The sequence below is a fragment of the Paenarthrobacter sp. AB444 genome, assembly GCF_028736865.1.
GTDB classification, from domain to species: domain Bacteria; phylum Actinomycetota; class Actinomycetes; order Actinomycetales; family Micrococcaceae; genus Arthrobacter; species Arthrobacter nicotinovorans_B.
The window spans coordinates 34512-58983 of record NZ_JAQZBY010000010.1 but is presented as its reverse complement, the minus strand read 5'-3'; the positions used below and the strand labels follow the sequence as shown (position 1 = coordinate 58983).

Genomic DNA, 24472 nt, shown 5'->3' with positions numbered 1-24472 from the left:
CACACCAGCTTAGTTCGCGCTCGGCCAATCTCTACAGCCATGCCAGTGCCGCGCGCCTGCATGGATGCGCACCGTGGGATGGTGGGCCCCTGGTGCACGTCACCACGCCGTTCTCGCCGGCCCAGGCAAGTTCCGGGGAGGATGTACAGGCACATGGTGGAGCGCTGGAAGCTGCCGAGATTGTTGAGATCCTGACGCCTTGGGGGCGACGCGCCAGAGTGTCGAGCCTGGAGCGCACTGTCGTCGATTGTGCCCGGACCCTGGAATTCGAACGGGCACTGGTGGTCGCAGACCAAGCCCTTCGTAGAGGGGCGGATCCGGTGTTGATTCAGGCTTATGTGGACGGGGGCCGGATCACCAGAGGCGCTCGACGCTTGCGGCGGGTGCTGGACGCAATGGATGGCCGTTCCGAATCCGTGGGCGAGACCCGGACGCGTGCTCTTTTGGAGAGGCTGGGAATCCCGGAAGCCGTGCTTCAGCTCGAAGTCGATACTCCCATCGGTCGCTACCGCGGAGACTTCGGATGGCCCGACAGCAAAGTCATTCTCGAGTTCGACGGCCGCACCAAGTACTTCGACTATGCGCCTACTGACGAGGTGGTCTTTCAGGAACGGAGACGTGAGAAAGCACTCAAAGCCTTGGGCTGGGACGTTATCCGAATCGAGTGGCAGGATCTCGGCAGGCCGTGGGAAGTGGAGCGGCAAGTGAAGACTGCCTTGTCGAGGCCAGAACGTCGAAAACCCGCTGTTCCGTTGCAGGGCAGCAACGGAACAGCGGGTTAGGGACGTGATAATGCCTGGGTTAGAGCTTGCCCGTCACAATGTTGAGCATGCGGCGCAGCGGTTCGGCCGCACCCCACAGGAGCTGGTCGCCCACGGTAAAGGCACTGATGTACTCCGGACCCATCTCGAGCTTGCGGATACGGCCAACAGGGATGTCCAGGGTGCCGGAAGCTGCAACCGGGGTCAGGTCCGCCATGGAGGCTTCCTTGGTGTTGGGCACAACCTTGGCCCACTCGTTGTCCTTGGCCAGAAGGTTCTCGATCTCCGTGACGGACAGGTCTTCGCGAAGCTTCAGCGTCAGAGCCTGCGAGTGCGAACGCATGGCACCGATGCGGACACAGAGCCCGTCCATGGCGATGTGTTCCTTGCCCGGGGTTCCCTTGGACGTGCCAAGGATCTTGTTGGTCTCGACCCCGGCCTTCCATTCTTCCTTGGACTGGCCGTTGCCGAGGTCGGCGTCGATCCACGGAATCAGGGAACCGGCCAACGGAACTCCGAACTGGGTGGCGTCAACGCCGGTGCGCTGCGTGGCGAGGACCTTGCGGTCGATCTCCAGGATGGCCGATGCCGGATCCTCGAGTTCGCTGCTGACCTCCTTGTTCAGGGTTCCGAACTGGTTCAGGAGTTCGCGCATGTGGCGCGCGCCGCCGCCGGAAGCGGCCTGGTACGTCATGGACGTACCCCACTCGACGAGGTTGTTCTTGAAGAGGCCGCCAAGGCCCATCAACATGCAGGAAACCGTACAGTTTCCGCCGATGAGGTCCTTCACGCCGCCGGACAGCCCGGCGTCGATGACGTCGCGGTTGATGGGGTCCAGCACGATGATCGAGTCGTCGTTCATGCGAAGGGTGGAGGCAGCGTCGATCCAGAGACCGTCCCAGCCGCGGCTGCGGAGTTCGCTGTGGACCTGCTTGGTGTAATCGCCGCCCTGGGCGGTGACAATAATCGGCAGCTTGGCAAGCGTCTCAATATCGAACGCATCCTCGAGCTTGCCGGCCCCATCAGCGAAGGACGGGGCGGCACCTCCTGCGTTCGAGGTGGAGAAAAATACCGGGTTGATGTTGGCGAAGTCGTTCTCTTCCTGCATGCGCTGCATCAGGACGGAGCCGACCATGCCACGCCAACCGACCAGTCCTACGGACGGATTAGCTGCTGTAGTCATTCTCCAAGTCTAAACTTTTGGAGCAGACTGCCGCTGTTGGTTACGTCACGCACCCAAAGCACGACGCCGGCTCCCGCCACAGCGATTGAGCGGACTCAGTCGCGGGGAGTGTTGCGGCGGGTTGGCAGTTCGATGGTTTTGCCGTTCTGCTTCCGAAGGCGCGAGGCTTTGCGTTCCTTGAAATACAGGAACCAGGCAGTGGGGACGAGCCAGAGGCCGACGACGATGGTAAAGACAATCTGTACCCAATTGATTTCTTCGGTGCCATCGACAAAAAGCTTCACCATCAATACGCCTACCACCGCCATGATCAACGTGATGAGGATGCTGAGAAACAGTAGTCCACCCGCTGAGTTGATGGGTTTGACGGCACTGCCGACGTCCCCTTTGTAGACCCCGTATTCCTCAAATGTCAGGCCTTGGCGTTCGGCCTCGGCCTCGATCTGCCGCGCGTAGTATCCCTGTCGGTGTCTGCGACGGCGCTCTGGTGGGGTCATGAAAGTGGGCTCTCGGCCGCGAGCCTAGAGGCCGGCGTCGGGTCCTTGCAGTGCCTCGTGCTCCTGCAGCAAAGCGGCCTTGCGCTTGCGCAGGGCAAAGAATGCACCAAACGTGAACACCTGCGTGACAACAACCAGGACGATGATGCCCACGATCTTGTTGCCCCCAAGAATCATGGTCAGCCCAACAATGGCCGAGAGCAGTGCGAACAGCGGCAGCAGCATGTAGCCCAGCACGAAGAGGGTTTCGGGTTTTTTCAGCATGTGGGCTTTCCTAGCTTTCGTTCCGGCGCCACGTGGTGAACCGGTAGTTGGTGCCGTTCTTGGAGGTGAGCCAGCCTTCGGCGGGCGCAACGGTGTCGAAGGTCCAGTCATCGCCGAGTTCGGGTGCGTAGGTGTCACCCTCCACATCGGTGTCGATGATGGTGATGACCGCAATGTTGGCTATGCCCATGGACTGGCGGTAGATTTCCCCGCCGCCGACGATCCACACTTTCTGCCCGCCGGGGGCAAACTGGGATTCCAGGAGGGCCTCGTCCAGGGAAGAAACCACGACGGCGCCCTGCGCCTCCGGACTCTCAGCCCACTTTTCATTGCGGGTCACCACGATGTTGGTCCGGCCCGGGAGGGGACGGTACTTTGCGGGGAAGGATTCCCAGGTCCGACGCCCCATGATGACCGGGTGTCCGGTGGTGATCTGGCTGAAGTGCTTCATGTCTTCGGGCAACTGCCACGGCATGGTGCCGTCCTTGCCGATGACACCGGACGTGGTTTGGGCCCAGATCATGCCGATGCCGGTCATCTTGGCAGCGGTTTCCTGGGTGAAGATGACGCCGGGGAGCTGGTCCGGGGCGGAAGAAGAGTCGCTCATACCGCGATCGGCGCCTTGATGGTGGGGTGGTGGCGATAGTTGACCACTTCGAAGTCGTCGAGCGTGTAGTCAAAGATCGAGTCGGGCTTGCGCAGGAGCTTCAACTGCGGGTACTCGTACGGCTCGCGGCTGAGCTGCTCGGTCACCTGCTCCACGTGGTTGTCGTAAACGTGCACATCGCCGCCGGTCCACACGAATTCGCCGGGTTCCAGGCCAAGCTGCTGCGCCACCATGAGCGTCAGGAGCGCGTAGGAGGCAATGTTGAAAGGGACGCCCAGGAAGGTGTCGGCGGAGCGCTGGTACAGCTGGCAGGACAGCTTGCCATCGGCCACGTAGAACTGGAAGAACGCGTGGCACGGCGGCAGGGCCATGTCCTTGAGCTCGGAGACGTTCCACGCGGAGACAATGTGCCGCCGGGAATCGGGGTTTGCGGCGAGGCTCTTCATGACCTCGGAGATCTGGTCGATGTGGCCGCCATCCGGGGTGGGCCAGCTGCGCCACTGGACACCGTAAACGGGACCGAGCTCGCCTTCCGCATCGGCCCATTCGTCCCAGATGGACACGCCCTGGTCCTGCATCCACTTCACGTTCGAGTCCCCGCGCAGGAACCACAGCAGCTCCACCGCGACGGACTTGAAATGGACCCGCTTGGTGGTGATGAGCGGGAAGCTTTCGGCGAGATCGAACCTCAACTGGCGTCCGAACACGCTGCGCGTTCCCGTGCCGGTGCGGTCGGATTTGTGCGTGCCGTTGGCCATGACGTCGCGCAGGAGGTCTTCATACGGGGTGGGGATGCTCACGGTTCAAGCTTACTGGCCAACCTTCCGCGAAGCAGATCTATGAGCGTTTCGTCACCCACACCCGCGCGCCGCGCCGTCCGGATCAAGCGGTCGACGGCGGCAATCACCTCCGCGTCTGCCCCTGCGGTGCCGTTTGGCACGGCAGGCGGCCCGACGACGACAGTCCCGTTCCGGCGTCGTGATTCAATCAGTCCGGACTGCTCAAGTTCTTTGTACGCCCGCGCTACCGTACCCGCCGCGATCCCGAGGTCCGCCGCAAGGCTCCGCACCGTGGGCAGGCGGCTTCCGGGTGCCAGGACCCCGACGGCGATCAGGGAGCTGAGCTGTCTACGGATCTGTTCGTAGGGCGGGACGGGGTCCGCGAGGTCGATGGTGATCCCGGCGGTCACTGGGCGCGTTCCGCAGTCGGAGAGGGCTTGCTGCGGGGGATGGCACGGAAAAGGCTCCGGACCGGCGTCACCGCGACGGCTATGGCCGCAACCGCAAGGACGACTCCTGCCATGTACACAGGACTCGGTCCCAGTTGATTGAACGCCGGGAAGAGCGTTCCCCAGGCCTCGGCGCTGCCAAGCAGCATCACCGCGGATTGGGCCAGGAAGAAGGCTGCCAGCGTCCGGACGATCCTGAACATCGTGATGGCACGCAGCGCGGGATCAAGTCCGCGGTTTTCCCCGGGTTCGGGAAGACCACGACGACGGCGCGTGGCCAGGATCGCGGCGGCACCCACCAGCCCCACGCCGAACGTGAGGGCGAGGTAGGCCGGCCATGTAGGTGGCCCGACCAGGAGTGCCTGGGCAGTGGCGGTCATGACGATGGTCACGGCAAATATGGCAGCCGAAATGATGGCGAAGGTGAGCAGCCCCTTGGATACTGCCTGACGCGGCCAAGCCAGAGGTGCGTCGGGAACCCCGTAATTGCGGGCGATCAGCAGCTCGCCTGCGGCAATGGTGAGCAGGACCAGCGCGGCCGTCACGGAGACGACGATCGCCGGGGCAATGGGGCCCTTGCTTTCTTCGGGGATGAAACCGAACCAGAACACCAAAGTCAGAAGCGGCAAGACGCCTGCGACTCCAAGGACTGCCCCAAGGGACACACTGACTTTCGCCGCGCCGTGCGTGCGGGGATCGGCGCGAAGAGCCGCACCGCTGATGGATCTCCTGGCTGCCTGGAGGGAAGGAAGGATGGGCACCCTCCACCACCACATGACCAGCAGCACGGCCATGTTTACTGCTCCGAGGGCGTTGAACCACGACGATTGCCACAATGCACCAGGCTCGGGGAGGGCAGCGTAGTTGCCGGCGATGCTGGCCAGGCCCGCAGCGATGGTGGCTACCGTACGCAGCAGGCGGTTGGCCGCGATGGCCCGGAGGGTGAGATTGTCCTCGCTGCTGAGGGTTTCAAGTTGGCGGCGTCGTGCAATGAGCACCAGGACCAGCCACGTACCCACTGCGAGTACCAGCAGGGCCCCACCGAGCCAGCCGGCCAGTTCCGAACCCGCGATCCGGCCGTCCTGGCCCTGCCCAACGTAGCCGGTGTTGTAGTCCGGGAGCTGCCGGGGAGTCGTGTCGGGAGCTACTGGAGCGTAGGCGGGAAGTGCTGCAATCGAGCCTATGGCTATGACCGCGTAGACGAATATGCCGGCCGTCCAGAAGGTGAGTTTTCGAGGCAGGAAGTCGCGGATCCTGCGGACTGTTAGTTCAGCGTACCGGCGGGCTGCCTTGGGGCCTGGGTAGCTCCACTGGCCCAAGGCATGAACGGTCAAGGCCGCAAGGACGGGCCAAGCGAGGGCCGTGAATATCTGATCCGGAGCAGTGGGTGCGTTCGACGCCGATGCTGAGGGGTTCGCCTTGAGGATGCCGGTACTCATGGCCCCTTGCAGGGAACTGGCCATCCAGCCGATGATGCCGACCCAGAGCCCGTGCGATTCCACGGACTTGGCATCGGGCCTGGACCAGACCTGGAGCCTGAGGAAAAGGTAGACGAGCACGGCGCCAACCAGAGGTCCAAGGAGCAGGAGCGGCGGCAAGTAGAAAGACAATGTAAAGACCCCCCAAGTCTTCGAATCAATGTGTCAAGTATTTGATACAAAGACCCGGGGGTCAACCATGCGGCCTCAGTCGTCGAAAGGCTTGACCTGTTCCACGGAGACGATCTTCCGCTCGGATCCCCGCGCCACCTGGCACACAACAACCTCGCCGGGCGAAAGGTAAGGGTCCGCCGCCGGCAGGGCAGCGCGCAGGTTTTGCGGCATATGCTGCCCCAGCTGCTTCAAGGCAGTGGGCAGGGCCGGCCGGTGCGTACACACCGCGACGGGGAGCTGCTTGTCGAACAACGCCTCGATGGCGGCGGCAGTCTTTTTGGGGGAGCGCTGGTGGTGGTGTTCGGTCAGGGCCTCCACCAGTTTGACCTTGGCACCGGAAGCTTTCGCATAGGGTGCGATGGTTGCCACGCAGCGTGCCCAGGGACTGGAGACCAACCGCTGCGGCTTCCAGACATTGAGCAGGCGCTGCACGGCAACGGCCTGCCGCTGGCCCGTGGCCGCCAAAGGACGGTCACCCTCCGCCTTCGTCCACGAGGACCTCGGCTTGGCTTTCGCATGACGGATCAAAATCAGGGGCCACGTGTCCAACTCGCCGCGGACGTGGGCCTTCTCCAGATACTCCAAAGGCTTCACATCCGTGGGATTGCTGAGGAAGGATGCGGCCCGGTCCGGGCTGCACCACATCACACTGTCCACTTCCTTGCCGTCGGGACGCAGAGGTTCGCCGTTGACCTTGGCAGCCCAGTACTGGACCACTTTCAGGCCGGCTGATACGTGGTAGTGAATGGCAGGCAGGGGAATGCCCAACGGTGCGCGGAGTCCTATCTCTTCCCACACCTCACGCGCGGCGCACTCAGGAACTGTTTCGCCGGCGTCGAGCTTTCCTTTGGGCCACGACCAATCGTCGTAGCGGGGCCGGTGGATCAACAGAACCTCCAAGGCGCCCTTGTTGACGCGCCAGGGAATGGCGCCGGCAGCCACAACGGCAACCGGCTCGCCGGGGTGGTCTGTCTGATCCTCCACGGGAGTATCGCTGTTCAACTCGGTCCTTACCTACGTGCCGATGCGCGCTGGCGTGAACGCGACTCCAGCAACCACGACTGCATGTCCAGCAGCGGCTTGCCGTTCTCATCCAGGTGGTGCCTGGTCCAGTGTCCCTGGTTGTCCAGGTGCCAGCTGGCCGTTCCGTCGTCTACATAGCGGCGCATCAGGTCCATGACCGTCGTGATGTCCTCCTTGCTGGCGAGCTGCACCAGGGCCTCCACACGGCGATCCAGGTTGCGGTGCATCATGTCGGCCGAACCGATGTACACCACAGGGTCACCGCCATTGCCGAAGGCAAACACCCGTGAGTGTTCAAGGAAGCGGCCCAGGATCGACCTGACCGTGATGTTCTCGCTCAGGCCGGGAACTCCAGGGCGGAGGGAGCAGATGCCACGCACCACAACGTCCACCTTCACCCCTGCCTGCGAAGCACGGTAGAGGGCGTCGATGATGGCCTCGTCAACCATTGAATTGACCTTGATCTGCACCAGGCCGGGGATGCTGGCACGGGCGTTGCGGATCTCGGTTTCAATCCGGTCCACCAGGCCTGCCCGGACCGAGCGGGGCGCCACAAGGAGCCTCTTGAAGGTGGACTTCGGTGCATAGCCGGACAACTGGTTAAAGAGCTTGGAGAGGTCCTCGCCCACCTGTTCGTTGGCAGTCAGCAAGCCAAGGTCTTCGTAGTAACGGGCCGTGCGGGGGTGGTAGTTGCCCGTACCGATGTGGCAGTAGCGTCGCAGGCCATCAACTTCCTGGCGCACCACCAGGGACAGCTTGCAGTGGGTTTTGAGGCCAACGATGCCGTACACCACGTGGACGCCTGCCTGTTCCAGCTTCCGGGCCCATGAGATGTTCGCTTGCTCGTCAAAGCGGGCCTTGATTTCCACGAGGGCCAGGACCTGCTTGCCGGCCTCCGCGGCGTCAATCAAGGCATCCACGATCGGGGAGTCGCCCGAGGTCCGGTAAAGGGTCTGCTTGATGGCCTGGACCTTGGGATCCGCCGCGGCCTGCTCAAGGAAAGCCTGCACGGAGGTCGAGAAGGAGTCGTAGGGGTGGTGGAGCAGGATGTCCCTGCGCCGCATCGCCGCGAAGACGTTGGCAGCCTTGGAGGTCTCGGACTCGTTGAGGTAACGAGACGTGTGCGGAACGTGCTTCGGGTAGTGGAGATCGGCGCGGTCAATGCTGCTGATCGCGGACAAGCCACGAAGGTCCAGCGGCGCGGGCACGGAGTAGACCTCGGACTCTTCGACACCAAGTTCCCGGATGAGCAGGGCCTTGATGTTCGGGTTGATGTCCGTGGTCACTTCCAGGCGCACGGGAGGACCGAAACGACGGCGCAGCAATTCCTTCTCCAGGGCCTGCAGGAGGTTCTCGGCGTCGTCCTCTTCGACTTCGAGGTCCTCGTTGCGGGTGACGCGGAAGGTGTGGTGCTCCAGGACTTCCATGCCCGGGAAGAGCTTGTCCAGGTGGACAGCGATGACTTCTTCCAGCGCGATGAACCTGGCAACACGGCCCGGAATGGCGCCTGCGCGGGGTCCGTCCACGGAGATGAGGCGGGGCAGCTGGTCCGGAACCTTGACGCGGGCGAAGAGTTCCTTGTCGCTGATGGGGTTGCTGACAATCACTGCCAGGTTCAGCGAAAGCCCTGAAATGTAGGGGAACGGGTGGGCCGGGTCCACCGCCAGGGGAGTCAGGATGGGGAAGACCTTCTCCTGGAACATGGCGCTGATCCGGTGGCGGGCGTCGTCATCGAGCTCATCCCAGTGCATGAGGTGGATGTGTTCGTACGCCAAGGCCGGACGTATCTGCTCGGCAAAGACGCGGGCATGGCGTTCCTGCAGCTTGTGGGCCTCTTCACTGATCTGTTCGAGCACCTCGATGGGGCTGAGACCGGCGGGCGAGGGTACCGCAAGCCCGGTTGCGATACGCCGCTTGAGCCCGGCCACGCGAACCATGAAGAACTCGTCCAGGTTGGAAGCGAAGATCGAGAGGAAGTTGACCCGTTCCAGCAGGAACAGATCGGGATCCTCGGCAAGTTCCAGCACGCGGGAGTTGAAGGCAAGCCAGCTGAGCTCGCGGTCAAGGAAGCGGTCCGGGGAGATGTCGCCTTCCGGCTCCAGGCTTGGCGCGAATTCGGGGATGTCGATGCGGTCCTGGGTGGCCCGCGAGGCCGGTACTTCCGACGATCCGAAGCGTGAGGGCAGTGTGGCCCCCTTAGAGGTGGATCCGGCGATGCCGACGGGGTCCGGCTGCATGGGGCTCTCCTAAGCTCAGGACTGGGTTTGTCTCCCACATTACAAGCAATCGCGGTATGCGAATCCATAGAGCCGCCGCCTTTCCCCGCGACGATCCCAGCTGGTTAATTTTTCGTCAACGGACCGTACATCACATCGGTGTCCCAGCGGACGAAGCCTAGTTTCTGGTATAGGGCCACAGCAGCCTGATTGTCGGCGTCGACGTACAGCATCACCGCGTGGAGACCTTTGTCCTGGAGATGCCTGATTCCGGCTACGGTGAGTGCCTTCCCGAGCCCCAAACCCTGCGCAGCCGGGGTCACGCCCACCACGTAGACTTCGCCGATTTCCGGGTGCGTTCCTTGCCGGGGGTGCACTTTCGTCCAGTGGAATCCCAGGAGTTCACCGGCGTCATTGACCGCCAGGAGGAAACCTTCGGGGTCAAACCAGTCTTCGGCCTTGCGTGCCTCAAGGTCTGCGAGGGTCAGGGCTCCCTGCTCCGGGTGGTGGGCAAAGGCGGCGCGGTTGGCCGCCAACCAGGCCTGCTCGTCCTGGCCCGGCACGAAGGCGCGGATCGAAACTCCGTCCGGGAGGCCGACGTCGGGCAATGCGGACGTCGAGGACATCAGCCTCATCTTCCGCAACTCCCGCACCGGACCGTAACCGTACCGGGTGGCCAGCTGGGCGGCGGCCTCGTGGTTGCCGTGAGACCATGCGCTCAGCCCGTCAAGGCCGCGTTGCTGCTGAAGGGCGTCCAGAAGCCGCCCGGCCACGCCCCGGTTGCGGTAGCTGGGGTGGACGGCCAGCTCCAGCACGCCGCTTCCGTCCTGAGCCTCAACGACGACGGCGATTCCCGCCAGGTCTTCGGCCGTCGCCGGATCCGAGTCCTCGTCCGGGGCATACAGCGCGAAGGACAGCACCGAGTGGTCTCCCGCGTCGGCTCCCCGCAGCATGACCATGGTCTGCTCGGACAGGGGCGGGTTGCCGTCCGACTCCTCGGCCGCGGCGGTGAGGCTCTTGAAGTCGTGGAGGAGTTCGCCGTCCACAGCGCCTTTGATGATCAGTACGGGCCAGTTCTCCGGATGCGCTTGACTCATGATGCAAGGCTATACGCCCCGGGCTGTCCCGGTGATTTGAAGTCCCGGCCCAACGGCTGTAGTGTCGTTATCTCATTCGGCTTCGGCCGGGTACAGGGGGGATCCACCAGTGGGGTGGCCTCGATACGTTCGACCCGTATGTCCTCCACCATTGCAGCAAAGTAAAGGCCGGGATCCGTGGGGATCCCGGCCTTTACTGTTGAATCTGTGTCTCAGGCTTCGGAGAGTTCGTCGTCGGGCAACCGCACCAGCGTAAGCCTGTATCCGACGTTGCGGACCGTGCTGATGAGGTTTTCGTGGTCCACGCCCAGCTTGGCGCGAAGTCGACGGATGTGGACATCCACCGTCCGCGTGCCGCCGTAGTAGTCATAACCCCACACTTCGGTCAGCAACTGTTGGCGGGTAAACACGCGGCCAGGGTGCTGTGCAAGGTACTTGAGGAGTTCGAACTCCTTGAACGTCAGGTTCAGGGGCTGGCCGCTGACCCGTGCGGTATAGCTGGCTTCGTCGATAACGACGCCGGCAGCCCGGATCTCCGTCTGGGTCTCCTCCTCGCCGGGGACGGCACGCGCCATGGCAAGCCTGATGCGGGCTTCCACCTCGGCCGGTCCGGCGGAGTCGAGCACGATGTCGTCCACGGCCCAAGCTGAAGAAACGGCAGCCATGCCGCCTTCCGTGAGGATCAGCATCAGGGGAGCGCTCAGCCCTGTGGCCTTGAGCAGTTGGGTCAACGAGCGGGCTCCCACCAGGTCCTTGCGGGCATCCAGGAAAACGATGTCCGTGGGGTCGGTTTCGAGCAAGGCGGTCGGTTCTGCCGGGAGGATGTGCACGCGGTGGTTCAACAACTCCAAGGCAGGCAGAATGTCCACCGATGATCCGGTGCTGTTCGTCAGGAGCAGGATGTGCGACATAGTTCCTCCAATGGGCTGTACGCGCATCATCGGGCGTCGAAGCCGGAGTTCCACCGGCCGGTCCCAGCGCCTTCCGGCCCTTGCCCGTTGTGACGGGATGGAGGCCAGGACAGTGTGCTGTTGAAGTCTGAGTATACCCATCAGTGCCCTGCGACACAGGGATTCGTGACGGGCAGGCAGGGCAATTACGACATATTGGGCAGGTATAGGGCAGGATTGTCGAGAGGCCGTAGAGGGCGCATCGGATTGAGGTCGAGCACACAGTGAAGTCTTGGAGTATCGGGGTATTTGGACTCGTGGCGCTCGCGGCCATCGTGGCCGGCACCTTCATTTCCCGGGAAGTCATGGTGGGGGTGGGCATCGCGGCCTCGGCCGCGGTGGGCATCGGCTGGCCCCACTTCCTGGGAGTCCCGGCCAAGAAGACCCTGGCAGCTGTCATCGCATTCTCCGGTGCGGGCTCCGCAGTAGCGGCCGCCTACCTTCCGGCCCCCGGCTTCCTTGAGGGGACGCCGGCTTTTGTTGCCCTGGGCGTGATGGCCGTGTTCGTCGTCCAACTCGTCCGGGGCACGGGCCAGGCCCAGCGCCTTGAATCGACCCTGGGCTGCAGTGCCGGTGTGCTGCTGAACTGCCTCGGTGCAGGCTGGATAGCCAGCGCCCGGTTCAACGGTGTCAGGGAAATGGTCCTGGTGGCGGGCTTGAGCGCGGCTGTTGCCCTTCTGGTGGGCATCATCCGTTGGCCCGATCGCATCGTGGCTCCGCTTGGTGTGGTCATGGCGGGCCTCATGGGTCCGCTGGCGGGACTCGTTTTCTCCGACATCGCAGTCCTGCCCGCTGCCCTGGTAGGCGTGGTCGTGGGTTCGGTGCTGGTGTGCTTCCGGCGCATGACCACTCTTCGGAGGGGCAGGCTCAATCTGCCCGCCGCGGTGGGCATGGGAGTCGCCCCGGTCTGGGCCGTGGGCGCCTTGGTGTACTTCATAGACAAACTACTCATCTACTAACGGTTAGGATGGCATCATGTCTGTACTCGCATTTGAAATCTTCTTCCTCGTTCTCCTGGGCCTTGCCAGCGTCGCCATGGCGTGGTTTGCAGGATTCGTCGTCTACCGCCTTTTCAAGGGCCAGAAGTAAACCTTCTGACTCTGCAGCCCAACCGAGGTAACTGTTGTGCCTATTGAAATCCCCACAGACCTGACGCCCGAACTCGTCCCCCTTTCCTGGCTCATTGGTGAGTGGGAGGGCCGTGGTCGGCTCGGCAGCGGCGACGAGGATTCCGAACACTTCGTCCAGCACGTTTCCTTCACCCACAACGGCCTGCCGTACTTGCAGTACCGGGCCGAAACCTGGATCAGCGACGACGCCGGCGCAAAGTTGCGCCCGTTGACGGTGGAGACCGGCTTCTGGGCGCTGGAGCGCAAGCTTGAAGAAGGCGACGGCGGCCCCGGGCTGATTCCTGCCGACATCGTTCCGGTGCTCAAGACGGCCGACGAAGTCGAAGAACGCCGCAACAAGGACGGCGGCTTCGACATCTCAGTATCGATCGCCCACCCCGGTGGCATCACCGAGCTCTACTACGGCCAGATCAAGGGTCCCCAGATCCAACTGAGCACTGACATGGTGATGCGCGGGAGCCACTCCAAGGAATACACTGCAGCCACCCGGATCTTCGGTTTGGTGGACGGCAATCTCCTGTGGCGCTGGGATGTCGCAGCCAACGGCAAGACCCTCGAAGCCCACGCATCGGCGTTCCTGCACAAGGTCTCGTAACCCAGGTTTCCTGACCCTCGGGGTTCACCGTACGTTCCATGAAGCAACGGCAAAAGGAGCAGAAAGTGAACGATAAACCGACGGGCTACGAGGGTCTCAAAGCCCTCTTTTTCAACGGCACCCTGAAGCCATCGCCGCAGCTGAGCAACACCGACGGCCTGATCCGGATCAGCCGCGACATCATGGAAAAACAGGGTGTCACCACCCGCCTTATACGGACGGTGGACCATGACATCGCCAGCGGTGTCTACCCGGACATGCGTGAGCATGGGTGGAAGACGGACGAGTGGCCGGACCTCTATCCCGCGGTCCAGGACGCGGACATCGTGGTGGTCGCCGGCCCCATCTGGTTGGGCGACAACTCGTCCCAAACGAAGAAACTCATCGAGCGCCTGTACGCCCACTCCGGCGAGCTGAACAGCAAGGGCCAGTGGGCGTTCTATCCGAAGGTAGGCGGCTGCCTGATCACGGGCAACGAGGACGGCATCAAGCACTGTTCCATGAACGTCTTGTACAGCCTCCAGCACATCGGGTTCACCATCCCGCCGCAGGCAGACGCCGGCTGGATCGGTCCCGTAGGCCCCGGACCCAGCTATTTGGATGAAGGATCGGGCGGACCAGAGAGTGATTTTACTAACAGGAACACCACTTTCATGACCTGGAACCTGCTCCACATGGCCAAGCTCCTGAGGGATGCGGGCGGCATTCCCGCCTACGGCAACCTGCCGGAGGAATGGAAAGCCGGCACCAGGTTCGACTTCGAGAACCCCGAATACCGCTGAACCGGATTACCCCGGTCTGGAATACCTCAAAGCCGCTAGGACTTCTACTGGATATGACTTACAAGAGCCCTCTGTTGTCGCGCCCCGGCGCGGTCGAAGACACCGGCCTGGATGCCGGCGTCGCTGCCCACTACGGCGAGCCGTTGCGCGAGCAGCGCGCCTTGGCGGCAGGCACCGCCGTCGTGGATCTTTCGCACCGTGGCGTGGTCACGGTGTCCGGACCCGACCGTCTCAGCTGGCTCAACACCCTGTCCTCGCAGCAGCTGACAAACCTGCAGCCGAACGTCGCCAGCGAGCTGCTGCTGCTCAGCGTCCAGGGCCGCATCGAATTCGATGCGCGGGTTATTGACGACGGCGGTACAACCTGGCTTATCGTCGAAGCGGCGGAAGCGGAACCCCTCGCGGAATGGCTGAACAAGATGAAGTTCATGCTGCGCGTGGAGATCGCCAATGTCAGCGGGGAATGGGCCGTGGTTGGTTCCACCAAGCCAGTGGATCGCTTTGCCGGCCGCCTCGTATGGGAAGATCCGTGGCCGCGGGTGTCGCCCGGTGGGTACTCGTACAGCTTGGTTCCGGAGGAGTTGCATCCGGGCCTTGAACGTCCCTGGTTCGAATACCTGATCCCGGCAGCGGAACTTGAGGCCGCCGTCGAAGGCCTGCCACTGGCCGGTGCGATGGCAGCCGACGCCCTTCGGATCGCGGCCTGGCGTCCTCGTCTCGGGGCGGAAACCGACGACAAGACCATCCCACATGAACTGGACCTGATCCGGACCTCGGTCCACCTCAACAAGGGCTGCTACAAGGGCCAGGAAACCATAGCGCGCGTGCACAACCTTGGGCACCCGCCCCGTCGCCTGGTGTTCCTGCAACTCGACGGTTCCCAGCACACCTTGCCGGCGGTGGGCAGTGTTGTCTTTGCCGGGGAACGCAAGGTCGGTACTCTGACATCGGTGGCGCAGCACTTCGAGATGGGACCTGTGGCCTTGGCCGTGATCAAGCGCTCCGTTTCGGCGGAGGAGACCTTGACCGTGATGGACGGCGATGAGCCCTACGTCGCAGCCCAGGAAGTGATCGTCGCCCCCGACGCCGGCCAGGTGGTCGGGCGCCAGACCGGATTCCTGAAGGGACCCCACCGATGAGCAACACTGATGGTGCCGATGCCACGAACGCCGGGACCGGCCCGGATGATGAGACCTTGGCCTTGGCCCACGCACTGTTCGACGCCGCACGCGAAGGCGACGCCGGGCTGCTCCGAAGCTATTTGAACGCCGGAGCCCCGGCCACCCTCACCAACGCTGCGGGCGACTCGCTGCTCATGCTCGCGGCCTACCATGGGCACGAGGATGCCGTGCAGCTGATCATTCACCACGGCGCCGATGTCAATGCCGCCAACGACCGGGGACAGACACCGCTTGCCGGTGCCGTTTTCAAGGGATACGTGGGGGTCGCCAGGGCGTTGCTGGACGCGGGAGCGGATCCCGACGCCGGGACGCCCAGTGCCCGGGACGCCGCCACGATGTTCGCCCGGACCGAAATCCTGTCACTGCTCGGCTGATTTGTCCGGCTTGAGCCATCCCGTCACGTAACCCCGGCTGTTGGTACAGCCGGGGTTACTTGCGCCCAGATATTCCACGTGGAATAGTTGTTGTGGAATAACATCACGTGGAAGGGGATGGCTATGGCCAAAAGTGCCGGGTTGACGCCGCTGGGCGTCGCCTCGTTGGCTCTTCTCGCCGAACAGCCGATGCATCCCTACGAGATGTACCAAGTACTGATGGCCCGCCATGAGGACCGGCTGGTCAAAGTGCGTCCCGGCACGCTGTACCACGCCGTGGGCCGGCTCGAGGAGGGCGGACTCGTGGAAGCGACCGGGACCGGTCGGGAGGGTAAGCGTCCCGAGCGGACCACCTACCGGATCACCCCGGCTGGACATGCGGCCTTGGATGCGCGGCTGCAAGCCATGCTGGCCACGCCCATCAACGAGTACCCCGTCTTTCCCCATGCCATAGCCGAAGCCCACCACCTTCCGGCGGGTGTGGTGACCGGCCTCCTGGAAGAGCGGGTGGTTGCCTTGAGTGCCGATCTCGACTTCCTGCTCCGCGCGCAGGATGCCGTCACCGCCAAGGGCCTCGAGCGCAAGTACTGGATCGACATCACCTACCAACAAGCCATGCTTCGAACCGAGATCGCGTGGATCCGCGAACTCCTGGAGGAGTTGGGCACCGGGCAGCTGCCTTGGGACGAACCCCGGCCTGCCCCGACCGAACTTTCACACAAGCCAAAGGAACCCCTTGGAAAACATAGCTAAGCCGTGGCCCGCGCTGTGGTCACTCGTGGTTGGCTTCTTCATGATCCTTATCGACACCACCATCGTGTCGGTCGCGAACCCGCGGATCATGGAGGGCCTGAACACTGACATCAACGCCGTCATCTGGGTAACCAGCGCCTACTTGCTGGCCTACGCAGTGCCCCTTCTCATCACCGGCAGGCTGGGTGACCGCTTCGGCCCCAAGAACCTGTACCTCATCGGCCTGGTCGTCTTCACCCTGGCATCCCTGTGGTGCGGACTCTCCGGCGATGTGACCATGTTGATCGCCGCCAGGGCCGTGCAGGGCTTCGGCGCGGCCATGATGACTCCGCAAACCATGGCAGTCATCACCCGGATCTTCCCGCCGGACCGCCGCGGCGCCGCCATGGGGCTTTGGGGCGCCACGGCAGGCATGGCGGTCCTGGTCGGCCCGATCCTGGGCGGCGTGTTGGTGGACAGCCTCGGCTGGGAGTGGATCTTCTTCGTCAACGTTCCCATCGGACTCGTGGCCTTCATCCTGGTGACCCGGTTCGTTCCAAAGCTGACCACGCACAGCCACTCTTTCGATATTCTGGGCGTAGTCCTTTCTGCCGTGGGCATGTTCCTGCTGGTCTTCGGAATCCAGGAAGGCCAGACCTACAAGTGGGGCACGGTCAACGGGTTCATCTCGGTCTGGGGCCTGATCATCACGGGTCTGGCAGTCCTTGTGGTCTTTGTCCTGTGGCAGTGGATCCTGGAGCGTCGTGGCGGAGAGCCACTGCTTCCCCTGGGCCTGTTCAAAGAGCGGAACTTCTCCCTTGGCAACGCCACCATCATGGCCGTTGGTTTCACCGTGACGGCGTTCCCGTTGCCCACCATCTTCTATTACCAGACAGTCCGGGGCCTGACGCCCACGCAGTCGGCACTGCTCATGATCCCGATGGCAGTCATCTCCGGTGCGCTGGCCCCGTTCGTGGGCAAACTGATCGACCGCGCCAACCCCCGCTGGTTCGCCGCGTTTGGCTTGGTCTGCCTGTCAGGAGCACTGTTCTGGACGGCTTCCTTGCTGGGCCCGGACACGCCCATCTGGATGTTCCTGCTGCCCAGCGCACTTCAGGGTGTTGCCAACGCCTTCATTTGGGGACCGGTGTCCAATGCAACCACCCGCAACCTGGAACCGCGCCAGGCCGGCGCTGGCTCCGGCGTCTTCAACACCACCCGCCAGATCGGTGCAGTACTCGGCTCAGCCGCAATCGCCGCGTTGATCCAGTCGCGCCTGGCAGCCGAGCTCCCGGCAGCACCTGCTGGAGCGCCCGTCGGCGAGGTCTCGATGGGCGGCACCCTGCCGGAGTTCCTGCACGCGGGATTCTCGACGGCGATGAGCCAGTCCATCCTGTTGCCCGCCTTCGCGATCCTGCTGGCCGCCGTCGTCGCCCTGTTCTTCGGTAAGCCGAAGGCAGTATCGGGCTGGGGCGCCAAACCGGCCGCCCAAACCGAGGCAGCCGCCGTCGAAGGAACCACCCCGCAAGAAGCCAACACCCAAGCCCAGCACTAGCCCAGAGGCGGGGGAGTCAGCCCAGGAGTACGCTCGCGTGAAGCCCGCCCGTGGCGAAGCCAAGGCTGCGGGCCATCGCGAGTGCTCCGGTGTTGCTGACGTCGGCCTTCCATTGAAGGGTCAGCCCGGCAGCGAGTGCTTCGTGGGCGGCGATGGAGGCAGCCAGGGTTCCGATTCCGCGCCTGCGCCACGGAGGAGCCACCAGTACTCCCATGTTGGCAAGGATGCCCTCCCACTCCCCATAAGCTCCGCAGGCCACCGGGGTGGGCTGTTCCTCTTCCGGATGCATGATGGTGAAACGGTGTTCGAGGCCTTGAAGGCCCACTTCATTCACGTCATCCGGCGGGCATAGCCCCTCCAAGGTGATGGCCTCGGGGTTGCCGTGTGAGACCGTGAGGTCCTCGGAGGGCTGCTGCAGGGGAAGGTCATCGGCGAAGAACAATGCCGATGATCCGAGTCCGTGCCCGCCGTGCGAGCGGGTGAGGGTCAGCAGCGTGACATGCTGGGCGAGTTCGGTATCAGGGACGTCTTCGGCTGCATCCAATGCCCACTGCGGGCCCACCAAGGCCGAGACGCCAAACAAGCGCAGGAAAACCAGTGCCCGCGCTGAGTCATCAACCCGGGTCATCCTGCTGGTGGGGGCGCCCGGAGCAGTCCCGCCAGAGGTGAGGGCGGCAGCAGCGCCGGCGAAAGCGTCGTCGTCGAAACCTAAATGGCGAGCCCACGCCAGCTGGATGATGGCAGCGGACGTGGGCTCCAGAGTCATGAATTCAGCCTAGCCGAACAATACGGACGCTTCGTCGTAACGGTGCTGCGGCACGGTCTTGAGCTTGCCCAGGGCTTCCTCGAAGCCTACGTGGGAGATGTCCGTGCCCTTGAGGGCCACCATCGTTCCCCAGCGGCCTTCGACCACGGAGTCGATAGCGGCCATGCCGAGTCGGGTCGCGAGAACGCGGTCGTAGGCAGTCGGAACGCCGCCGCGCTGGATGTGTCCGAGGATGGTGGCGCGGGTTTCAATGCCCGTGCGGGCCTCGATCTCGGGTGCCAACTGGTCGGCGATTCCACCCAGGCGGGGCCGGCCGAAGGTATCCAGGCCGCGCTCTGAGTGCGGGGATTCCAGGTGGTCCGGGACGAAACCTTCGGCAACAACCACCAGCGGTGCACGGCCACGGTCGTGGGCCTCCTGGACCCACTCGGCGATCTGTTCGATGCTGGCTTTCTGCTCCGGGATCAAGATGGCGTGGGCGCCGGCGGCCATGCCTGCGTGGAGGGCGATCCAGCCCACGTGGCGTCCCATGACTTCGGCAATCATGCAGCGGTGGTGGGATTCACCGGTGGTGCGCAGGCGGTCGATGGCCTCAGTGGCAATCTGGACCGCGGTGTCGAAGCCGAAGGTGTAGTCAGTGGCGTCGAGGTCGTTGTCCACGGTCTTGGGCACGCCAACGATTTTCAGGCCGGCATCCGTGAGGCGCTTGGCCGCAGCCAGGGTTCCCTCGCCACCGATGGCAATGATGGCGTCAATCCCAAGGCGTTCCATGTGGGCCTTGATGACCTCCGGGCCTCCACCGTTTTCGAACGGGTTGGTCCGGGAGGTTCCCAGGATGGTTCCACCCTGCTTGGCAATACCGCGGACCATGGTGCGGGGGATGTCGATGATGTCGCCCTCGACGACGCCGCGCCAGCCGTCACGGAAGCCTACGAATTCCTGGCCGTGGATGGCAATGCCTTTGAGGACTGCTCCCCGGATCACTGCGTTGAGTCCGGGGCAGTCGCCACCGCTGGTAAGAATGCCAATTTTCATGTTTGCTCACTCATGGCTTGGAGGAATACGTGCAAGAGCGCCACGCTGAGCTCCCCACGATTGTAGACGTGCATGTGGGGTGGGACACAAATGGTTACTTTTTAGCCCAGGTGTGCGGTAGTGGAAACATGGCCGAAACCAGCAAAAAGCGCCCCGCCGTGTGGCGGAGCGCCTTCTGTGCCCGGTAGTTACCGGGACCGTTGGCTGAGGAAGGATTCGAGGGCGATCTTGTTGCTCTGGTCCGGCAGGATGAGCCAAGCGAGGATGTACACCACCACTGCAGGCCCGGGAAGCAGGCAGAAAAGCAGGAATGCCACGCGGACGTAAGCCACATCCACCTTGAGTTTGGCGGCGATGCCCCCGCAAACGCCACCCAGCCAGCGTTGTGGTCCGCGCTTCAGGCCGAGGCCCCTGACGATGCTGAAGAACTTGTCCATGCCTACACACTTCCTTGTCGCGGTTGCTTTGTCACGTGGATCCGGCGCTCACGCAGCGGGGTTCTTGGACCTGGAGGAACCCTTGCGTGTCGAAAGGAGCCCACCTACCACCAGGGCGGCCCCGGCTCCGATCATCAGGCCTATGAGGACATACGTCCCGTTCAGGGTCACCCAGCCAAGGGTGGAAATGATGATCAGCGCTGCCAACGCGACCACGATCAGCCCCCACACCACTGTGCCGATGCGGGCCTGCCGCGGTTCGTCCTCTTCGGTACGTTCTGCCCGGAAGCTTGGCTCCAGCACTGGGGTCAGCGGGATCTCGCTCAGCGCGGGCTTTGGCAGGGCTTCAGTGGGCCGGGTGCCTTTGGGCAATGGCTCGGTGGGGGAGGCCCCGGATTCCTTTGCCGGCTCGTTCATGCTCATGTCAGTTTCCTTCCTTGATGGTCACGTTGCTGAAGGTGCCGTCGATCTGGACCACCAGGTTGGCCCCGGGTTTCCCGGTGTTGTAGAGGGTGCGGTCGTCCTTCAGACGACCTCCACGGTCGCTTCCGCGTTCATTCAGGTTGCCGAAGGTCATATCCGCCCTGACCTCCACAGGGACGTTGTCCGGGATGATGACGGTGACGTTGCTCGCGGTGGCGTCGACGGGCACCAGAACCTCTGTGATCAAGGGTGGTGTGGTGGTGATGTCGCTGAGGTCGACGGTGCCTTGGGCTCCGGTCACGTCTATGCCTTGTCGCGCCTGTTCAACGCTGGTGGGTGCCCAGTTGACGTCGTGGAACGTGAAGCGGTCGCCGTTGCGGGGAACCACGTTGAAGATGCCGCCAATGATCAGGGCAACTATGGCAAGGAACCCGAGGAAACCTGAGGTCCGTCCTCGAAGTCCGGCGACTACGATGCCCAGGCCCAGGACGGCAGCGCCCGTTGCCCACACCACAGCGTTGGCCGAGGTGCCCAGATCAATGACGTGTCCGGCGTCGAGCGCTTTCAGGGTGCCGCCCGCCAGCAGCGCCGCACCTGCGGACACCGCGATCATGGCCGCGCCAGGTCCCTTGCGCTTGGGGGCCGTCGGCTTCGGGGCCCACTCTTGCGGGGGAGTGGAACCGTAGGGAGGACGCGGCCCCGAAGGAGGGGTGGGCCCTGCGCCGTAGCCAGAAGCGCCGTAAGCGTTCGCACCGTACCCGCCCGCGCCGGTAGCCCCGCTGCGCTGGCCCGTCGGCACGGAAGCGCCCGCCGGCACGGAGGCACCCGAAGCGCCCGTCGGCACGGAGGCGCCGTACACGGGAACTCCGGTGTTGGTGCCCGCCGTGGGCGTGGCTGAGTAGGTGGCCGTGTAGTTCTGCGGGCCTCTGGACTGGGATGCTTTCGCGCCCTTGTTCCGCTGAACCAGGACATAGACGAGGTAGCTGACGCCGGCTATCCAGAACAGAGTCCAGAACACTCCGGGAAGCCCGTTCCCACCCCATCCCCAGAATCCGCGGCCCAAGCTCGGGAAGCCGATGATGGTCGTGATCAAGGCACCTGTCATGCCGCCTGACCAACGGCCGGCGGCCGCCTCTTGAACGTGGATGCGTCCATCAGGCTCAGGCAGGAGCGCCCATGCGACGCCGTACAGCAGGACCCCGATGCCGGCGAAAAGTGCAAGCACGATGAAGATGCCGCGGACGATCAGCGGATCGATGCCGAACCGGTGGGCAATTCCACTGGCCACCCCGCCGATCCAGCGGTCAGGTCCACGCCGGATGCCCAGGTTACGGGTCCAGTCGAAGAAGTTCTGCTGGAAACCTTGGGGCGCTTCGCCGGTTGGCGCGTAGCTTCCGGCTGCCGGACCAGTCCCGGCGGATCCACCGGCGGAGGGCTGGTCCGAAGAAGTGCCGGGAGCTCCGGTGGATGCACCGTTCGTTGCGCTGGAGCCGGTTGCGCCGGCGGCGCCAGGCGTTCCGGGTTCCTCTGGGTTCATGCTGTTCGCGTTCATACTTCGATCCTGCCGTGCCGCCCCGTCGACCCTCTACTGGGGGATACCCTGAATGATCCCTGAGAGGCCCCCTGACCCTGCCGGAATCCGGTTCGGGGAACCCTGATCCGTGCTTGGATTGGTACATGACAACCGCCATCGAACGCCCCCCGCTGGTCCGCAGCAGCGACCGCATGATCGCGGGCGTCTGCAGCGGATTGGCCGATCACTTGGGGTGGCCGGTCAAATATGTGCGGCTCGGGATGGTTCTGGCCAGTTTCGCGGGCGGAGCGGGCCTGGCTTTCTACGCGTGGCTGTGGACCATGGTTCCCACCGCGGACGAGGCCGCCAAACGCAATGCCCGACGGCCGGCGTCGCCTATTGCTCCTGCCGTGAGCCTGCCGCCCGTGCCGGCTGCCGGCGTCGGGCCGGTCCGCCAGCAACAGATGTACGACGCCGGAACGTCACCGGCGGTGCCAAGCGCACCGGTGGCCAGCGGCCAGGCAGCCGGCGGTCCAGCTGGCAGCGGCACCGCCGGCACCAACCCGGAGCCAGGGGCATCCGCGACGGATGACCCGGGCGCGTCCGGGGCAGCGTGGGATGGCAGCTCCTTGGCTTCCTGGTTCTCTTTCCGCAAAATCCAGTACGGCAAGGAAATCCTGCTCGGGGCGGCACTGCTCTTGGTGGCGGCAATCCTGATCGCCCGCCAGTTTGGCGTGGATGTCCCGCTGGGTACGCTGATTCCGGCAGCTGCGATCCTGGGGGGTGCCGCGATCGCCTGGATGCAGCTCGATGAAACGCGCAGGGCCGGGCTGGTGGATAAGACCAAGGCCGATCAGGCCGGAGGCTGGGTGCGCTTGGCGGCGGGCCTGGCCCTGGTGGTGGCCGGCGTCCTGGTCATGGTGTCCGGCTCCGGCTCGTGGGAGCAGACATGGCTGGCGCTGTTGGCCTCCGTTGCTGTCCTTGGTGGTGTTGCCTTGGTGCTGCTGCCATGGGGACTCAAGTTTTGGAAGGACCTGGAAACGGAGCGTGCCGGGCGCGTCCGCGAAACCGAGCGTGCCGAGATCGCGGCACACCTGCACGATTCCGTGCTCCAGACGTTGGCGCTTATCCAACGCCGGGCCGGCTCCGAACAGGACGTCATCCGCTTGGCAAGGGCCCAGGAACGGGAACTGCGGGCATGGCTCTTCAGCGATCCCGCCAAGGAATCAGGCCTGCTGGCTGAACGCATCAAGGCCGTGGCCGCGGACGTGGAAGACGCCCATGGCCACGCCGTCGAGGTGGTCAGCGTCGGCGACACGGAGATGACTGAGCGTCTCGAGGCCCTTGTCCAGGCGGCCCGGGAGGCAATGCTCAACGCCGCACGACACGGCGGGGGCGCCGTTTCGGTCTATCTCGAGTGCACCGACAATGGCACGGAGATCTTTATCAAGGACCGGGGCCCTGGCTTCGCGCTCGAGGCCATCCCGGATGACAGGCTGGGCGTGAAGGAATCGATCATTGGACGCATGAAGAGGCACGGCGGCACAGCGGTGATCAACAGCAGCAGCGATGGGACAGAGGTCCGGCTCGCCCTGCCATCAGCAAATCCAGAGATGGGTGAAGGCCGGAACGGCGAGGCCCGGGGCACTGAAGTCCGGAACGGAGAGACGAAACAATGACCATGAATCCCGATGCTGGTACGGGGCGTCGCGTGCGTGTGGTGATCGTGGATGACCACACCATCTTCCGCTCGGGCCTGAAAGCCGATCTTGATGAGCGCATGGATGTGGTCGGGGAGGCGGGGACGGTGGAGCAAGCCATCGCCGTGATCGCCGGGACCCGACCGGAAGTAGTGCTCCTGGACGTCCACCTTCCCGGTGGGCTGGGTGGCGGCGGCCGCGAGGTAATCGCCGGGTCCGCCGCCCTTCTGGGGAGTACCAGCTTCCTGGCCTTGAGTGTTTCCGACGCCGCAGAGGATGTGGTTTCGGTGATCCGGGCCGGTGCCCGCGGCTACGTCACCAAAACCATCTCGGGCAAGGAAATTTCCGATGCCGTCATCCGCGTGGCCGATGGCGATGCCGTCTTCTCGCCCCGGCTCGCGGGGTTCGTCCTGGATGCCTTTGGCACCGCCCCTGCGGACATCGCAGACGACGAACTGGACAAGCTGTCCGCCCGGGAACTCGAGGTCATGCGGCTCATCGCGCGGGGCTACAGCTACAAGGAAGTTGCCAAGGAGCTCTTCATCTCCATCAAGACCGTGGAAACACACGTGTCAGCCGTCCTTCGGAAGCTCCAGCTCTCCAGCCGCCACGAACTGACCAAGTGGGCGGCCGAGCGCCGCCTCCTCTGACCCTCGCTCACATCCCGCGTGGTTGGGCGGCACGCTCGCTCACATCCCGCGTGGTTGGGCGGCACGCTCGCTCACATCCCGCGTGGTTGGGCGGCACGCCCGACGGCGGCACATGGCTGAC

Annotated in this window: 26 protein-coding genes; 10 read left to right on the top strand and 16 right to left on the bottom strand. The window is 64.0% G+C overall.

Going from position 1 to position 24472, the window contains the following annotated elements:
- Positions 1–92: 92 nt before the first annotated feature.
- Positions 93–782 (top strand): DUF559 domain-containing protein, encoded by a 690-nt coding sequence (locus PQ627_RS13330; RefSeq protein ID WP_274261756.1) that lies wholly within the window; start codon positions 93–95, stop codon positions 780–782.
- A gap of 19 nt (positions 783–801) precedes the next feature.
- Here the strand turns inward: PQ627_RS13330 and asd are convergent, their stop codons facing one another.
- The 11 genes from asd to PQ627_RS13275 form a co-directional block, all read right to left on the bottom strand.
- Positions 802–1944 carry an aspartate-semialdehyde dehydrogenase gene (gene asd, locus PQ627_RS13325; RefSeq protein WP_274261754.1) on the bottom strand — a complete coding sequence of 381 codons (1143 nt, stop codon included), beginning with the start codon at positions 1942–1944 and terminating at the stop codon, positions 802–804.
- 95 nt (positions 1945–2039) lie between these two features.
- The gene (locus tag PQ627_RS13320) at positions 2040–2441 is read right to left on the bottom strand and encodes a hypothetical protein (protein ID WP_274261753.1); all 402 of its coding nucleotides are present in this window, start codon (positions 2439–2441) and stop codon (positions 2040–2042) included.
- A 24-nt stretch (positions 2442–2465) separates the two neighbouring features.
- A complete protein-coding gene (locus tag PQ627_RS13315) occupies positions 2466–2705 on the bottom strand; it encodes an NF038396 family protein (RefSeq protein ID WP_144659380.1) in 240 nt (79 codons plus the stop codon).
- Positions 2706–2715: 10 nt separating this feature from the next.
- Positions 2716–3312, bottom strand: coding sequence for a dihydrofolate reductase (locus PQ627_RS13310; protein WP_274261751.1), 597 nt, complete (start codon positions 3310–3312; stop codon positions 2716–2718).
- Complete coding sequence (locus PQ627_RS13305) at positions 3309–4112, bottom strand: thymidylate synthase (protein ID WP_274261748.1); 804 nt, start codon at positions 4110–4112, stop codon at positions 3309–3311. The genes PQ627_RS13310 and PQ627_RS13305 overlap by 4 nt, the downstream gene beginning before the upstream one ends.
- Positions 4109–4501 carry a GntR family transcriptional regulator gene (locus PQ627_RS13300; protein WP_274261747.1) on the bottom strand — a complete coding sequence of 131 codons (393 nt, stop codon included), beginning with the start codon at positions 4499–4501 and terminating at the stop codon, positions 4109–4111. Before PQ627_RS13300 ends, PQ627_RS13305 begins: the two co-directional genes overlap by 4 nt.
- Positions 4498–6150, bottom strand: coding sequence for a hypothetical protein (locus PQ627_RS13295; RefSeq protein WP_274261744.1), 1653 nt, complete (start codon positions 6148–6150; stop codon positions 4498–4500). Before PQ627_RS13295 ends, PQ627_RS13300 begins: the two co-directional genes overlap by 4 nt.
- 75 nt (positions 6151–6225) lie before the next feature.
- Positions 6226–7194, bottom strand: a complete 969-nt coding sequence (locus PQ627_RS13290; protein ID WP_144659385.1) for an NUDIX hydrolase — start codon at positions 7192–7194, stop codon at positions 6226–6228.
- A gap of 8 nt (positions 7195–7202) precedes the next feature.
- Complete coding sequence (locus PQ627_RS13285; RefSeq protein WP_274261742.1) at positions 7203–9452, bottom strand: RNA degradosome polyphosphate kinase; 2250 nt, start codon at positions 9450–9452, stop codon at positions 7203–7205.
- Between the two features lie 104 nt (positions 9453–9556).
- Positions 9557–10528, bottom strand: a complete 972-nt coding sequence (mshD, locus tag PQ627_RS13280; protein ID WP_274261740.1) for a mycothiol synthase — start codon at positions 10526–10528, stop codon at positions 9557–9559.
- A 212-nt stretch (positions 10529–10740) separates the two neighbouring features.
- Positions 10741–11439 carry a winged helix-turn-helix transcriptional regulator gene (locus PQ627_RS13275; RefSeq protein ID WP_018776718.1) on the bottom strand — a complete coding sequence of 233 codons (699 nt, stop codon included), beginning with the start codon at positions 11437–11439 and terminating at the stop codon, positions 10741–10743.
- 263 nt (positions 11440–11702) lie between these two features.
- On the opposite strand from PQ627_RS13275, the gene PQ627_RS13270 reads away from it, so the two are divergent.
- From PQ627_RS13270 to PQ627_RS13240, 7 genes are all read left to right on the top strand, one after another.
- Positions 11703–12437 (top strand): permease, encoded by a 735-nt coding sequence (locus PQ627_RS13270; protein WP_274261737.1) that lies wholly within the window; start codon positions 11703–11705, stop codon positions 12435–12437.
- Between the two features lie 166 nt (positions 12438–12603).
- Positions 12604–13203: an FABP family protein gene (locus PQ627_RS13265; RefSeq protein ID WP_018776715.1), complete on the top strand. Its 600-nt coding sequence runs from the start codon at positions 12604–12606 to the stop codon at positions 13201–13203.
- 65 nt (positions 13204–13268) lie between these two features.
- Positions 13269–13985: a flavodoxin family protein gene (locus tag PQ627_RS13260; RefSeq protein WP_274261734.1), complete on the top strand. Its 717-nt coding sequence runs from the start codon at positions 13269–13271 to the stop codon at positions 13983–13985.
- 53 nt (positions 13986–14038) lie between these two features.
- On the top strand, positions 14039–15124 hold the full coding sequence (gene ygfZ, locus PQ627_RS13255) for a CAF17-like 4Fe-4S cluster assembly/insertion protein YgfZ (RefSeq protein ID WP_274261731.1): 1086 nt from the start codon (positions 14039–14041) through the stop codon (positions 15122–15124).
- A complete protein-coding gene (locus tag PQ627_RS13250) occupies positions 15121–15540 on the top strand; it encodes an ankyrin repeat domain-containing protein (protein WP_274261729.1) in 420 nt (139 codons plus the stop codon). Before ygfZ ends, PQ627_RS13250 begins: the two co-directional genes overlap by 4 nt.
- 123 nt (positions 15541–15663) lie before the next feature.
- Positions 15664–16293: a PadR family transcriptional regulator gene (locus PQ627_RS13245; RefSeq protein ID WP_274261726.1), complete on the top strand. Its 630-nt coding sequence runs from the start codon at positions 15664–15666 to the stop codon at positions 16291–16293.
- Positions 16277–17827 carry a DHA2 family efflux MFS transporter permease subunit gene (locus tag PQ627_RS13240; protein ID WP_144659393.1) on the top strand — a complete coding sequence of 517 codons (1551 nt, stop codon included), beginning with the start codon at positions 16277–16279 and terminating at the stop codon, positions 17825–17827. Before PQ627_RS13245 ends, PQ627_RS13240 begins: the two co-directional genes overlap by 17 nt.
- Positions 17828–17843: 16 nt before the next feature.
- Here PQ627_RS13240 and PQ627_RS13235 read toward each other — a convergent pair whose 3' ends face one another.
- From PQ627_RS13235 to PQ627_RS13215, 5 genes are all read right to left on the bottom strand, one after another.
- Positions 17844–18593, bottom strand: coding sequence for a GNAT family N-acetyltransferase (locus PQ627_RS13235; RefSeq protein ID WP_274261724.1), 750 nt, complete (start codon positions 18591–18593; stop codon positions 17844–17846).
- 9 nt (positions 18594–18602) lie between these two features.
- On the bottom strand, positions 18603–19628 hold the full coding sequence (locus PQ627_RS13230) for an ATP-dependent 6-phosphofructokinase (protein WP_144659395.1): 1026 nt from the start codon (positions 19626–19628) through the stop codon (positions 18603–18605).
- A gap of 188 nt (positions 19629–19816) precedes the next feature.
- Complete coding sequence (locus PQ627_RS13225; RefSeq protein WP_144659396.1) at positions 19817–20065, bottom strand: PspC domain-containing protein; 249 nt, start codon at positions 20063–20065, stop codon at positions 19817–19819.
- A gap of 48 nt (positions 20066–20113) precedes the next feature.
- Positions 20114–20488 carry a hypothetical protein gene (locus PQ627_RS13220; protein ID WP_274261721.1) on the bottom strand — a complete coding sequence of 125 codons (375 nt, stop codon included), beginning with the start codon at positions 20486–20488 and terminating at the stop codon, positions 20114–20116.
- Between the two features lies 1 nt (position 20489).
- Entirely contained in the window at positions 20490–22040 is a 1551-nt protein-coding gene (locus tag PQ627_RS13215) for a PspC domain-containing protein (protein ID WP_274261719.1), read from the bottom strand.
- 125 nt (positions 22041–22165) lie between these two features.
- Here PQ627_RS13215 and PQ627_RS13210 point away from each other — a divergent pair, with 125 nt between their 5' ends.
- Both PQ627_RS13210 and PQ627_RS13205 read left to right on the top strand, forming a co-directional pair.
- Positions 22166–23680 (top strand): ATP-binding protein, encoded by a 1515-nt coding sequence (locus PQ627_RS13210; protein ID WP_274261717.1) that lies wholly within the window; start codon positions 22166–22168, stop codon positions 23678–23680.
- A complete protein-coding gene (locus PQ627_RS13205) occupies positions 23677–24351 on the top strand; it encodes a LuxR C-terminal-related transcriptional regulator (RefSeq protein ID WP_274261715.1) in 675 nt (224 codons plus the stop codon). Before PQ627_RS13210 ends, PQ627_RS13205 begins: the two co-directional genes overlap by 4 nt.
- Positions 24352–24472 lie beyond the last annotated feature (121 nt).

Excerpts from the sequence above, each read along its gene's own strand:
- PQ627_RS13225 (WP_144659396.1), bottom strand. The coding sequence starts at position 20,065 with ATGGACAAGTTCTTCAGCATCGTCAGGGGCCTCGGCCTGAAGCGCGGA.
- PQ627_RS13220 (WP_274261721.1), bottom strand. The coding sequence starts at position 20,488 with ATGAGCATGAACGAGCCGGCAAAGGAATCCGGGGCCTCCCCCACCGAG.
- PQ627_RS13320 (WP_274261753.1), bottom strand. The coding sequence starts at position 2,441 with ATGACCCCACCAGAGCGCCGTCGCAGACACCGACAGGGATACTACGCG.
- PQ627_RS13245 (WP_274261726.1), top strand. The coding sequence starts at position 15,664 with ATGGCCAAAAGTGCCGGGTTGACGCCGCTGGGCGTCGCCTCGTTGGCT.
- PQ627_RS13315 (WP_144659380.1), bottom strand. The coding sequence starts at position 2,705 with ATGCTGAAAAAACCCGAAACCCTCTTCGTGCTGGGCTACATGCTGCTG.
- asd (WP_274261754.1), bottom strand. The coding sequence starts at position 1,944 with ATGACTACAGCAGCTAATCCGTCCGTAGGACTGGTCGGTTGGCGTGGC.
- PQ627_RS13205 (WP_274261715.1), top strand. The coding sequence starts at position 23,677 with ATGACCATGAATCCCGATGCTGGTACGGGGCGTCGCGTGCGTGTGGTG.
- PQ627_RS13210 (WP_274261717.1), top strand. The coding sequence starts at position 22,166 with ATGACAACCGCCATCGAACGCCCCCCGCTGGTCCGCAGCAGCGACCGC.
- ygfZ (WP_274261731.1), top strand. The coding sequence starts at position 14,039 with ATGACTTACAAGAGCCCTCTGTTGTCGCGCCCCGGCGCGGTCGAAGAC.
- PQ627_RS13285 (WP_274261742.1), bottom strand. The coding sequence starts at position 9,452 with ATGCAGCCGGACCCCGTCGGCATCGCCGGATCCACCTCTAAGGGGGCC.
- PQ627_RS13235 (WP_274261724.1), bottom strand. The coding sequence starts at position 18,593 with ATGACTCTGGAGCCCACGTCCGCTGCCATCATCCAGCTGGCGTGGGCT.
- PQ627_RS13275 (WP_018776718.1), bottom strand. The coding sequence starts at position 11,439 with ATGTCGCACATCCTGCTCCTGACGAACAGCACCGGATCATCGGTGGAC.
- mshD (WP_274261740.1), bottom strand. The coding sequence starts at position 10,528 with ATGAGTCAAGCGCATCCGGAGAACTGGCCCGTACTGATCATCAAAGGC.
- PQ627_RS13215 (WP_274261719.1), bottom strand. The coding sequence starts at position 22,040 with ATGAACGCGAACAGCATGAACCCAGAGGAACCCGGAACGCCTGGCGCC.
- PQ627_RS13310 (WP_274261751.1), bottom strand. The coding sequence starts at position 3,312 with ATGAGCGACTCTTCTTCCGCCCCGGACCAGCTCCCCGGCGTCATCTTC.
- PQ627_RS13230 (WP_144659395.1), bottom strand. The coding sequence starts at position 19,628 with ATGAAAATTGGCATTCTTACCAGCGGTGGCGACTGCCCCGGACTCAAC.
- PQ627_RS13250 (WP_274261729.1), top strand. The coding sequence starts at position 15,121 with ATGAGCAACACTGATGGTGCCGATGCCACGAACGCCGGGACCGGCCCG.